Source organism: Secundilactobacillus collinoides DSM 20515 = JCM 1123, assembly GCF_001435975.1.
Lineage (GTDB): Bacteria > Bacillota > Bacilli > Lactobacillales > Lactobacillaceae > Secundilactobacillus > Secundilactobacillus collinoides.
The window spans coordinates 1-10,184 of the sequence record NZ_AYYR01000046.1; the positions used below are offsets into that span (position 1 = coordinate 1).

Consider the following 10,184-nt stretch of genomic DNA (forward strand, 5'->3'; position numbering starts at 1 on the left):
AAGCTAGCTCACGGCCTGGCTCCATGGTTGTTGCACTTGAGTTGACATTCCGGGAAGTTATTAATACATAAAAAAGAGCCGACATTAATGTCGACTCTCAAACATCACAGTATGGTGCCCTAGGCGGTGATCCAATCAGCCAAGTGAATCATTTCAAGAACGCCGCTGGCACATTCGCTGCCTTTATTTCCGGCTTTTCCGCCGGCTCGGTTCATGGCTTGATTCATGTTATCAGTCGTTAGGACACCAAACATGACAGGAACTGGGCCGTTTAAGGAAACTTCCGCCAGGCCTGAGGCGGTGTTAGCACAAACATAATCATAGTGTGAGGTTTCCCCACGGACCACTGCACCTAAGGCGATGATTCCGTCAACCTTGCCGGAACCAGCCATTAATTTGGCAGCCCGTGGCAATTCTAAGGCTCCTGGCACCCAGGTCACCGTAATGGCATTATTGGGCACGCCGAACTGTTTAAGAGCTGATAGGGCGCCTTCCAATAGGCGTTTGGTGACGAGATCATTAAATTGAGCGACAACGATCCCGATTCGTTGATGTTCGCCATTGATCGTTCCTGTGTAAGTATTCATCGTTATTGAACCTCCTTGAGTAGATGATGCATTTTGTGCTTTTTGGTTTCAAGATAGTGCCGATTTTCGGGCCGAGCTTTTGTTTCGATTGGCACACGCGCATCTAGGGTGATGCCCAGAGCCTCTAGCTGATGAACCTTATCTGGGTTATTCGTCATCAGCGTAACTTCGCTGACCTTTTTCTTATGCAAAATGGCTGCAACCAACCCATAATCGCGTTCGTCCGGTTCAAAGCCTAAATGCACATTAGCCTCAACGGTATCAAGCCCTTCTTCCTGCAGTTTGTAGGCTCGTAACTTGTTGGCCAGGCCAATGCCACGGCCTTCCTGTCGCAGATAGATCACGGCGCCGTGACCGGCCGCTTCAATGGTGCGCAGCGCAGTTGCTAATTGTTCGCCGCAATCGCAACGAATTGAACCCAAAATATCACCGGTGAGACATTCAGAATGCATTCGTAACAACAGTGGTTCATTTGGTTGAATAGAACCCTTTGAAATTAACAGGGTAGGTTCATGGCCATCACGTGTGTCATAAGCCTCAAGCTGGAAATCACCATATTTGGTGGGCAGTTTAACACTGGTGATTAAATCAGCAATTTCGCGATCTTTCATGTACCGGTATTGTTTGATGTCCTGAATTGAAATCAACGGCATTTGGATGCCTTCAGCAAATGGTTTGAGTTCATGCCGCCGCGCCATATGCCCGTCCTTGGCCAAAATTTCGCAGATGTAAGCAACTGGGGCAGCGTTCGCGAGTTTCGCCAAATCAACAGCGGCTTCCGTATGCCCGCCTCGTGCCATCACACCGCGATTCTTGGCAATTAATGGAAAAATATGACCAGGATGGTAGAAGGCGTCGGGTTTTGATTCCGGGTCGGCGAGCTGGCGGATGGTGTCGGCCCGGTCAAACGCTGAGATTCCAGTGGAAGTTGTTTTTGCATCGGTACTGATGGTGAAGGCGGTGCCGTACGCATCGGTCGCATTAGTCACCATCGGCGTCATTCCTAGACGCGAAGCAATTGTTTGTGCCATGGGCACGCACAGTAAGCCACGGGCGTTAGTTACCATTGTCCGGACGGTTTCTCCAGTTGCATACTGCGCTAAACCAACCATGTCACCTTCGGCCTCCCGGTGATCATCATCGGTGACAATGATCAGTTGGCCGTTTTTCAATGTTTCAAGGGCGTTTTCTACACGTTTAATAATTGATTCTGAACTAGTCATGTGCGCTTACCTCCTGTTGGTTGATAAGATACTTACCAAGAATGTCGGTTTCAAGATTAATTGGGTCACCAGTTTGCAGATCGCCAAGCATGGTGGCTGCCATGGTGTGGGGGATGAGACTAACGCTGAACTGACCCGAAGAAACGGCGGTAATGGTGAGACTAACACCGTTGATTGCCACGGACCCCTTTTCAATGACGTAGGGTTGATAGTGGGTTGGAAACGAGAAAGTCAGTGTGACTGCTGTTTGATCTTGCACCTGACGGATGAGGGTTGCCGTTGCGTCTATGTGGCCCAGGACAAAGTGACCGTCTAATCGATCTGTTACAGCTAAAGCAGGCTCCAGATTCACATGACTGCCTTCTCCAAGTGACATCAGATTTGTCCGGTGTACTGTTTCTGGCATAACATCGGCTGTGAAAGAATCGGATGTTAAGTTAGTAACTGTTAAACAGATACCATCAACAGCGATACTGTCGCCAACCTGACTATGAATTTGATTAGTCAGGTTTGTGTCGATCGTGAGTTGGGCGTGCTCTGCTTGCCAATGCAGGCTGGTAATCGTGCCAACGTCTTGAATAATGCCTGTGAACATGTCATTGCCTCCTTAAATCAAAACGAGTGTCTTTTCCGAGTGCAGTGGTGGCCGTTACCCGATAGGCAAGCGGCTGCGTGCGGCCTGAACCAGAAACGGCGGGGAGTCCATTTCCGCCCAGCAATAGCGGCGAAACATACACGATAAGTCGATCAGCTAGATCAGCAGCGCTAAAGGTCGCTTGAATATGCGCACCGCCTTCTACCAATAGCGATTGCACACCTTTCTGGTACAGAAATTCCATAATGGTTTCAGGTTTCCAATGTGCGTCAACGAACACTTTTACCGTGGCCGGCCAATCCTGTCGAACTGTTGAGTGGCGGGTTAGAAGCCAGATTGGGGTTGTTGTTTGAAAGAGGGCTGAACTGAAATCCAAATCGTCGGCACGATTGACGAGCACGATTCGAATCGGTGGGAAATCAGGGGTGGTTTCGCGCACCGTCAATTGCGGATCATCGACTGCCAATGTCGTTTCACCAATAAGGATTGCTTGCTGATGCAGGCGCAGGTTCTGACTGTCATGGTAAGCGGGTTTACCGGTCAGCAGGGTTCGCTTACCTGACCCATCGTTGAGCTTGCCGTCAATACTCATGGCATACTTGAGGGTGACGAGCGGCCGTTTGTGCCGGTAAAAAAAGTTGTAGGCCACGTTGAGGTCGTCCGTGATGTTTAAAACGGTCACGTCAATATTGGCGGCTTTTAGAATCGCGATACCGTGACCGCTTACCTGAGGATTAGGGTCCTGCTGCCCAATGACGACGCGCTTGATACCGACTTCAACAAGCCGTTTGGCGCACGGTGGCGTCTTGCCGTAGTGGCTGCAGGGTTCGAGGGTGACATACATTGTGGCATCACGGGCATCCTCGATATTTTGAAGGTGACTAAGCGCGTTGATCTCCGCGTGCATTTCGCCAAATCGGTGGTGATATCCGGTAGCGAGAAGTTGATTATTTTTAACGATGACGGCGCCAACAACGGGGTTCGTCCACGTGTGGGTGATTCCGTTTCGGGCAGCCGCGATGGCTTTTGCCATCAGTTGTTGATCATTGATCTTGATTCACCTCACAAAAAAGGCCTCGCATAAGTGCGAGGCCGAAGTTTGAAAGCTAAATGAGATCTCATCCGAGTTAGTGCGTGCGTAAAATAAACACGTTAAAAACGATGCGAAATTGAGTCCATTTTTCTTCTCCCATCCAGACTATTACTGTCGGTCCCAGACTTGCACTGGGTCCACCGCTAAAACGCGGGTTACGGACTTCAACCTGAGAGGTACACTCGGTTGTCACCGTCGGTCGGGAATTTCACCCTGCCTCGAAGAAATCTATTCAGTTGTCACAAGACATGTTACAGCATGCACTTTTAAATTTCAACTCATAGTATCTGATAACCCGATCATTCAAATGGTGGTCGTTGAAGCTGCTTGCAGGCTGTCGTGACGGGGTTATGGCGGTTAAATTATTATTAAATGAAATGGCTTTCAAAAATGGGGGTAACCCTTGCGGTAGAATGCTTTCATGTTGATTTGCGATTTTTTTATTTTTTTTTACGACGATCAAATGGTTTAGACTGGCTAAAAGCAACGTTCCGTTATTTGTATGATATTGTAACTAGCTAATCCAGATTGTGAATGATCGTGTATCGCGCACACCTGTGGTCAAGACTGCTGGTAATGGTTCATGAGCTGGATTAAGCATGTGAGCCTGAATATCGCGTCAAAGTCCAGCCAGCAAGAATGAGTGCACGATTATGGCGAACCGAATCAGTAAGCGCTGGTTAAACCCTTTGCCACATTACTAAGGATTGCTGATGTGCAGATGTTTTTGAAACTTATTGGTATTCTTAACAAGACTACTGATGCCGACCTGCAGCGATTTTTTGCGAAATTTAAGCCGAATCAAACGTCGTGAATCATGCACAAGAAAACAGTAATTTTATACAACTCTCCGTTGCCTTCCCACTAGTGTACCGTTGTTTGGAAATTTGTTACAATTATGAAGATTACCGAGAGAGATTATCTGAATTGAGAGGATTTACTTCATGATTAAACACATTTTTTCTGATATGGATGGGACCTTATTAAACGACAGAGGGGATTTAACCGCCACCAATCAGGCGCTGATTCAAAGTGCACACATTCCGATCACGCTAGTGTCGGCACGTTCTCCAAAACAAATGGCAGCTGCAATCGAGGCGCTCAACTTAACGGCCCCGCAAGTTGGGTTTAACGGCGGTTTGATCTACCAAATGGTTGATGGACAGCCGCGGGTGATTGAAGACCGGCCAATTGATAACGCCGTGGTACAGAAAATTATGCGATTGTTAGCCGCACATTTTCCTAACGTGAGCATTAGTTTGTACGATTTGACCAATTGGTATGTGACTCAGATTGACGACGGCGTGGAGCACCTGGGCAAAATTATGCCACAGGGGCCAATTGTGAAGTCCACGGATGAGCTAATTGCTGATATGCCAACTATTTATAAGATCACGTTTACTATTTTGAACTATGACGTGATGACAGGTGTGATGGCCTTGCTAAACGATGCGAGCCTGCCTGGTGCCGCAGTCCAAGCCTCCAGTCATGTGTATCTGGATATTACCAATGAAGCCGCTAAAAAATCTCGTGGTGTGCGCTATATCGCGGACTATGAAAAATTAGATTTGCAAGACACCGCCGCTTTTGGTGATGGCCCAAACGACCTGCCAATGTTGCGATTAGTGGGACGGCCAATCGTGATGGGCAATGGGCTGGATGAAGTAAAGGCCGGTGCCGATCGTATTACTGATGATAACGAGCACGATGGCGTTGGTCGCGGGATTCATAAGTTTATTCTTGAAGATGGGAAAACCAAATAGACGGATGCTTTGCGGTCGATATTTCGGCCACATCAGATTAAAGGCATAAATGAAAATGAGATGTACTTTATAACCAAAAAACAGGATCCGGGAATTAATTATTTCCAGGATCCTGTTTTTTGTATGCAAATATGTTGACCTATTGTCGTAAGTCACATTTTAATAGATTGTTTCGACCTGTTTTTGGGCCACTTCATGGTTAATAAAGTCGTCGTACGTTGTGTCCGCACGATCAACGATGCCCTTTGGTCCGACTTCGATGATGTGGTTGGCAATCGTTTGGATGAACTGGTGATCATGGCTGGTGAAGACCATTGAGCCTGGGAAGCCGATAAGCGCATCGTTTAGGCTTGTGATACTTTCAAGGTCCAAATGGTTGGTTGGGTCATCGAGTAAGAGGACGTTAGCCTTGCTCAGCATTAATTTAGACAGGTAGCTGCGGACCTTTTCACCACCAGAAAGGACGGTGACCTGTTTTAAAACATCGTCTCCGCGGAACAACATTTGACCCAGAAACCCTCGTAGGAATGTGTTGTCGCTTTCTTCCTTGCTGGCAAATTGACGCAGCCATTCTAAGATGTTAAGACTCTCGTCACTGAATTCAGGGTTCAAATCTTTTGGCATCGAGGCGCGTTCAGTGGTGACACCCCAAGTAATACGCCCTGTATCTGGCGTCATGGTGCCAGCGATGATCTGCATCAAAGTACTGGTTGCCACATCGGAGCGAGAAATGATTGCAGCTTTGTCACCGGGACGCAGGATGAAGCTGACGTTTGAAAGAACCTGTACGCCATCGATGGTTTTGCTGACGTCTTCAACCCGCACAAAATCGTTTCCTAATTCGCGTTCTGGCGTGAACTTGATGAACGGGTACTTCCGTGAACTCGGCTTGATATCGTCCAGCGTGATCTTATCCAATTGCTTCTTTCGAGACGTTGCTTGTTTTGATTTTGACGCGTTGGCAGAGAAGCGGGCAATAAACTCTTGCAGTTGCTTGATCTGTTCTTCTTTTTTAGCATTGGCTTGAGAACGCAGCTTCAATGCTAATTGTGAGCTTTGCAGCCAGAAATCATAGTTCCCAACAAAGAGTTCGATCTTCCCGAAGTCGACGTCGCACATTTGCGTGCAGACGGCGTTCAGGAAATGCCGGTCATGACTGACAACTAAGACCGTGTTGTCATAGTCGGCTAAGAAGTCTTCCAGCCAGTTGATGGTCAGCGAATCCAACCCGTTGGTCGGTTCGTCCAGCAGTAACACGTCAGGCTTGCCAAATAGCGCTTGAGCAAGCAAGACCTTGATCTTGTCGTTTTCAGAAAGGTCCTTCATTAAGCTTTGGTGCCGGTCTTCTAGAATCCCCATGGATTGGAGTAATTGGCTGGCGTCGCTTTCAGCGTTCCAGCCGTCCATTTCAGCAAATTCGCCTTCTAATTCAGCAGCTTTTAGGCCGTCTTCATCAGAGAAATCTGGTTTCGCATACAGTGCGTCTTTTTCCGTCATCACGGCGTAGAGGTGCTCATGGCCCTGTAAAACAGTGTTCATGACAGTTTGATCATCGAAGGCAAAGTGGTCTTGCTTCAGACTGCTCATTCGTTCGTTTGGCCCCATTGAAACGGTCCCAGTGGTCGGAGTCAATTGGCCTTCCAAAATATGCAGAAAAGTCGACTTACCGGCACCATTGGCACCAATAATGCCGTAACAGTTGCCGGGCGTGAATTTTAAGTTAACGTCATCATAGAGTTTATGGTCAGAAAAGGTCATGGACACATTATTTACAGTTAGCAATGATATACCTCACTTTTTGGTTGTTTTAAGCGTTAAATTTATAGTTTAAATTGACAATCCCTACATATTATCAGATAAATTTCTGTGTCACAAGTAAATTAGCAGGAAAAACGAATTTTTCGAAAAAAAGGGAGTGACAGGAAGCGGTCTTTGCTTCCTAGAACTTGTTGCCACTCGGTTGCCAAGAAAATAGGGGTTTTTAAATTTAGCCCTGTACCTAGAAGTAGGAAAGAGATTGGAATAACAAGGTATTTTGCATGTTTAGGTCAGATAAACCGGAAGCACTAGACTGACAGGTGTATACGCAAAATGGATTTTTGACTCAACCTTCAATCCAATCAGTGTTTTTTTAATAACGTAATGAGAGACAGGTTAAACCGCCATCGATTTTTTCGAATTCTGACATGTGCGCTTCAGTTATGTTAAAGCCAGCATCAGCCAGCAGTTGTTTGACTTTAGGAAAACCAGCGGGCATTAAAACTGTGTTGCCATTAGCAATGCAATTAACAGCGTAAGCTTCATCGGCAGGAACTTTGAGCTGGTCAAAGTCGGAAAAGGTTGGGTAATCGATATACTCGCCCGATACGAGCAATTTATTGTTGCCCATGTAGGTCACGCCTGTTTTGAGATGCAGAACCCGTTTAACGGGGACAGCAATTACGGTGTACCCAAAAGGTTCGGCGATTTCTTTAAATTGATTGATGCCTGCTTGATTGGTACGCGCCGATAGACCAATGTATATGGTATTACCGACTTGCATAACATCGCCACCTTCCATGGTAGCGGGGGCGTTAATGTAAAAAATGTGATCAGGATCGTATATTTGTTGAATAGCGGGAAGAATTTCATCTCGTTCAGGGTTGCGTGAAGCCTTTGCCGGGCTGGTGATCACAGCGAACTTTCCGGTTGAAACGACTGCCGGGTCTTCCACAAAGCAGGAATCCGGCATCGTTTCTAGCGGGGGCAAGGCAGTGACCGTCACACCTAATGATTCTAGGGCCTTAACATAATCGGCATGTTCCTGACGCGCCTTATCGAAATTCGGTTTGCCAAGTTGTGCGTAGTCATCAATACCGTCAATTACTGAATGTCCAGGAATCCGGACAATTGCGTTTTTGAACATATAGATCCCTCCAAGTATTAGACTTATCCCCAATTATATCATTAAGCACAGCCAGCACTAATAGTGCTTTGTGTTGGCTGGGGAAAACGGTTTTGAACGGGTGTGCAATAAGTCAAAAAAAGTTTTGAAAAAAGTTTAGGTATGGACCAATTTTTCTGTTACAAATGCGTAACAGTCCATAATCATTAATGGACGTTTTAATAATTATCGACAAATTATTTTGAAATTATGAAAGCGGATACAATAATTTCATTTGTAAGCATGCCAGAAATGGGTCCTACCTAAACCAGAGCTTCGCTTTGTGAATGATTAATACATCGTGAAGCTGGCGGGGTTTGATGCGACTAATTTTGATAAAGATTCATCACTTGTGAAAATGATTACTATTTATGTTTAGAAATTATTAGGTATCCCAAAACCATCTTTTGCAGTCTTTAGCTATTTCAATGAATGAAATCGCTTGCAAATTACATGTAAGGGGTTACAATTGGAAACGTTGAAAGCTATTAATTACTTTTGGTTAGGAGATTTTCTTATGCGAGCTAGACACTTAAGCACATTCTTTATTTTCGTTTTCGGTGCTCTAGGCGGCCTCTTATTTGGGTTTGATACTGGTATTATTTCGGGGGCGTCTTCACTTATCGAAAGCAATTTCCATTTAAACATTGAACAAACAGGATTCATTACTTCGTCAGTGTTGATTGGATCTTCAATTGGGGCCTTATCAATTGGTTCCTTATCCGACCGTTTCGGCCGGAAACGGTTGCTGTTGCTATCATCTATTTTATTTTTGATTGGTTCAGGTCTATCAATGGTATCTGTTGGATTCATTTCAATGATTACCGCCCGAATCATCTTAGGGTTCGCCGTTGGTTCCGCTTCGGCATTGACCCCTGCCTACTTAGCAGAATTAGCTGATGCGCCTCACCGTGGATCACTAGGAACCATGTTTCAATTAATGATCACACTTGGAATCTTGTTAGCCTACGTTTCAAACTTGGGCTTCCTCAGTCACAACCTCTTAGGGATTCGTGACTGGCGTTGGATGCTCGGGTCAGCTTTGATTCCTGCAGCCTTACTCTTTATCGGGTCATTGATTTTACCGGAATCACCACGTTACTTGGTTGAAAAAGGGCAAATCGATGAGGCTCGTGATGTCCTGCATGATTTACGCCGCAATACTGATGAAGATCCCGACAAAGAATTGTCAGATATTCAAGACGTTGCTAACCAGCCAAAGGGTGGCTTGCGTGAACTGTTTACGTTTGCCCGTCCAGCCGTTGTTGTTGCCGTTGGGTTAATGTTCCTGCAGCAATTGGTCGGCATTAACTCCGTTATTTACTTCCTGCCGCAAGTCTTTATCAAAGGATTCGGATTCGCTGAAGGTAATGCTATCTGGATTTCAGTTGGGATTGGGATTGTGAACTTTGTCTGCACACTCTTGGCGTACAAGATCATGGACAAGTTCAACCGGCGGACCATTCTACTGTTTGGTTCAATTGTCATGACAGTTGCCATCGTCATCTTATCCGCTTTGAACTTTACTTTGAGTGTTCAAGCTGCTGCCATTCCAACGATGATCCTGATTGCCTTTTACATCTTCGGTTTCGCCGTTTCATGGGGCCCAATTTGCTGGTTGATGATCGGTGAAATCTTCCCATTAAATGTTCGTGGTGTGGGTAACTCAATCGGTTCCGCTGCTAACTGGATCGGGAACTTTATCGTTTCTCAATTCTTCTTGGTATTGCTGAGCATGTTCCACAACAACGTCGGTGGTCCGTTCGCTGTCTTCGGTTTCTTCTCAATCGTTTCAATCTTCTTCGTCATCTACATGGTGCCAGAAACTCGTGGCAAGACGCTTGAAGAAATTGAAATGGAAATGCGTCGTAAGGACGCGACAAAGCAAGAAACAACTGTAAATTCCGCAAAATAACCCATTGAAAACAGTTATTTGATTAAATCAGGGCTCTTTGTCAACTGGTATTGGTGGAGAGTTTTGAAACGTATTTGACTTTATG

General features: G+C 45.9%; 8 protein-coding genes and 1 riboswitch. Of the genes, 2 read left to right on the forward strand and 6 right to left on the reverse strand.

Annotation, left to right across the window (positions count from 1 at the left end):
- Positions 1 to 119: 119 nt before the first annotated feature.
- From ribH to ribD, 4 genes are read right to left on the reverse strand one after another with little or no spacing between them, the layout of a single operon-like run.
- Positions 120 to 587, reverse strand: coding sequence for a 6,7-dimethyl-8-ribityllumazine synthase (gene ribH, locus FC82_RS08515; RefSeq protein ID WP_056996745.1), 468 nt, complete (start codon positions 585 to 587; stop codon positions 120 to 122).
- A 2-nt stretch (positions 588 to 589) separates the two neighbouring features.
- On the reverse strand, positions 590 to 1,810 hold the full coding sequence (locus FC82_RS08520; protein WP_056996746.1) for a bifunctional 3,4-dihydroxy-2-butanone-4-phosphate synthase/GTP cyclohydrolase II: 1,221 nt from the start codon (positions 1,808 to 1,810) through the stop codon (positions 590 to 592).
- Positions 1,803 to 2,405: a riboflavin synthase gene (locus FC82_RS08525; protein ID WP_056996747.1), complete on the reverse strand. Its 603-nt coding sequence runs from the start codon at positions 2,403 to 2,405 to the stop codon at positions 1,803 to 1,805. Before FC82_RS08525 ends, FC82_RS08520 begins: the two co-directional genes overlap by 8 nt.
- A gap of 1 nt (position 2,406) precedes the next feature.
- Positions 2,407 to 3,462, reverse strand: coding sequence for a bifunctional diaminohydroxyphosphoribosylaminopyrimidine deaminase/5-amino-6-(5-phosphoribosylamino)uracil reductase RibD (gene ribD, locus FC82_RS08530; RefSeq protein WP_338057159.1), 1,056 nt, complete (start codon positions 3,460 to 3,462; stop codon positions 2,407 to 2,409).
- Between the two features lie 120 nt (positions 3,463 to 3,582).
- Positions 3,583 to 3,728: riboswitch (FMN riboswitch) on the reverse strand.
- Between the two features lie 714 nt (positions 3,729 to 4,442).
- Here ribD and FC82_RS08535 point away from each other — a divergent pair.
- Positions 4,443 to 5,261, forward strand: a complete 819-nt coding sequence (locus FC82_RS08535) for a Cof-type HAD-IIB family hydrolase (RefSeq protein ID WP_056996749.1) — start codon at positions 4,443 to 4,445, stop codon at positions 5,259 to 5,261.
- 159 nt (positions 5,262 to 5,420) lie between these two features.
- Here the strand turns inward: FC82_RS08535 and FC82_RS08540 are convergent, their stop codons facing one another.
- Both FC82_RS08540 and FC82_RS08545 read right to left on the reverse strand, forming a co-directional pair.
- Positions 5,421 to 7,043 (reverse strand): ABC-F family ATP-binding cassette domain-containing protein, encoded by a 1,623-nt coding sequence (locus FC82_RS08540; RefSeq protein WP_054762783.1) that lies wholly within the window; start codon positions 7,041 to 7,043, stop codon positions 5,421 to 5,423.
- A gap of 349 nt (positions 7,044 to 7,392) precedes the next feature.
- The gene (locus FC82_RS08545) at positions 7,393 to 8,166 is read right to left on the reverse strand and encodes a dimethylarginine dimethylaminohydrolase family protein (RefSeq protein WP_056996750.1); all 774 of its coding nucleotides are present in this window, start codon (positions 8,164 to 8,166) and stop codon (positions 7,393 to 7,395) included.
- Positions 8,167 to 8,701: 535 nt separating this feature from the next.
- On the opposite strand from FC82_RS08545, the gene FC82_RS08550 reads away from it, so the two are divergent.
- Positions 8,702 to 10,099: a sugar porter family MFS transporter gene (locus FC82_RS08550; protein WP_054762781.1), complete on the forward strand. Its 1,398-nt coding sequence runs from the start codon at positions 8,702 to 8,704 to the stop codon at positions 10,097 to 10,099.
- Positions 10,100 to 10,184 lie beyond the last annotated feature (85 nt).

Coding starts and splice junctions, on each gene's coding strand:
- ribH (WP_056996745.1), bottom strand. CDS start 587: ATGAATACTTACACAGGAACGATCAATGGCGAACATCAACGAATCGGG.
- FC82_RS08520 (WP_056996746.1), bottom strand. CDS start 1,810: ATGACTAGTTCAGAATCAATTATTAAACGTGTAGAAAACGCCCTTGAA.
- FC82_RS08525 (WP_056996747.1), bottom strand. CDS start 2,405: ATGTTCACAGGCATTATTCAAGACGTTGGCACGATTACCAGCCTGCAT.
- FC82_RS08535 (WP_056996749.1), top strand. CDS start 4,443: ATGATTAAACACATTTTTTCTGATATGGATGGGACCTTATTAAACGAC.
- FC82_RS08545 (WP_056996750.1), bottom strand. CDS start 8,166: ATGTTCAAAAACGCAATTGTCCGGATTCCTGGACATTCAGTAATTGAC.
- FC82_RS08550 (WP_054762781.1), top strand. CDS start 8,702: ATGCGAGCTAGACACTTAAGCACATTCTTTATTTTCGTTTTCGGTGCT.